Genomic DNA, 1,309 nt, shown 5'->3' on the forward strand with positions numbered 1-1,309 from the left:
TTATAAAGATATTCTAAATCGTCATAATTTCTGTCATCTAATAGGCGAGCAGATAGATGTTTGAAATTAGAGAGGTTAGACTTAACTTCGATTTGTTCATTGAAAAAGTAATCCAAAGGGACTTCAAGTCGTTGAGAGAGTTTGAATAACAAGTCTGCGGAGGGAATAAAATGACCTCTTTCAATTTTACTAATCTGGCTTTGTTCACAAATTCCTTCTGCAAGAGTTTGTTGGGAGAGTCTCAACTCTTTTCTTTTCAATCTGAATTTTTCTGCGAGTGTATTCATTAAAAATAATAAACCTTCCTATTTGCTTAATTTCATTATAAAATTTTTAGTTCAAAATAGCAAGTTAAAGGAATAAATAATTCTTTATGGTAATAACAAGAAAAAAAAGTTAAAAATTACATAAAAATACTTGACTAAATAAAATATATCTGTTAGAATAAAAAGAAAGGGGTTTCATTGCATGAGAAAAAACGTGGAATTAAAAAATTAGTTACATTTGCATTGCTAGGTGTTTTTATGTTTAGTAATACAATTCCTTACCAACAGTTTATTCAGAAGAATAGACAATTGGAGATTCGAGTGCAATCACAAAAGAAGTCCAATGGTCTTGATGTTGGGAAGGCTGATTAAAGAATAATGGAATAGAATTAGTCTCTAGTATATTCGCTTTTATTATTCATTAAAAATTGTAGGGGCAAGTTTGAAAAAATAAAAGTTAGTTGATTGATTACTTCTCTAAATTTTGGGCACACTAAAAAGAGGTCTTGATACCCAACCTTTAAAATTAAAGCACCTTGAATCCGTGCTGTTGTGCAAAACGAACGGCATCTTGGACAGACATTGTCTTATCTGAATTTCTTATTTCTGTAAGACCTTGTAATCTTGGATTATAACTCTCCTATTTTAAAAGTACGTGGTAGATGGCAACCAATAATCTGCGACAGATAGCGATGATAGCTTTTCGATGCCATATAAATAATTTTTAACATGAGGGGGCTCCCTTCATAAAATTTGAGTCTGCCTATCCCTTGACTATTCTTTCCTTTCACAAACGAGTCGCTTATTCAATTATAAGTTTACGTGCTCTTAGTCACAGTTCTTGTGCTTGATGGAAAGAATGACACCTATAAAAATGCGAGGTAGTGGCTGTACCACTCACTTATTCACCTCCCCGTGATTTGTAGTAGTGATAGGCTTTCTCACTGTTATTATAAAACAAAGAGCACAACACTTTTTCATTCTGTGTTGTGCCTTGAGTGAAACGAAAGGAATGAATTATAAAAATGAAGAAAACATTTTAT

Annotated in this window: 2 protein-coding genes and 1 pseudogene; 1 reads left to right on the forward strand and 2 read right to left on the reverse strand. The window is 32.2% G+C overall.

Annotated elements, in window-relative coordinates:
* The coding region (locus tag HT678_RS09840; protein WP_172924932.1) for a helix-turn-helix transcriptional regulator at positions 1 to 287 on the reverse strand (287 nt) is incomplete at its 3' end.
* 177 nt (positions 288 to 464) lie between these two features.
* On the opposite strand from HT678_RS09840, the gene HT678_RS11800 reads away from it, so the two are divergent.
* Entirely contained in the window at positions 465 to 638 is a 174-nt protein-coding gene (locus tag HT678_RS11800; protein WP_050208810.1) for a PhrA family quorum-sensing system peptide, read from the forward strand.
* Positions 639 to 792: 154 nt separating this feature from the next.
* Here the strand turns inward: HT678_RS11800 and HT678_RS11805 are convergent.
* Positions 793 to 975: pseudogene (locus HT678_RS11805) on the reverse strand (IS110 family transposase); the annotation flags it as partial.
* Positions 976 to 1,309: the final 334 nt, after the last annotated feature.

Origin of the sequence: Streptococcus sp. 3167 (assembly GCF_013277175.1) — a bacterium.
Lineage (GTDB): Bacteria > Bacillota > Bacilli > Lactobacillales > Streptococcaceae > Streptococcus > Streptococcus pseudopneumoniae.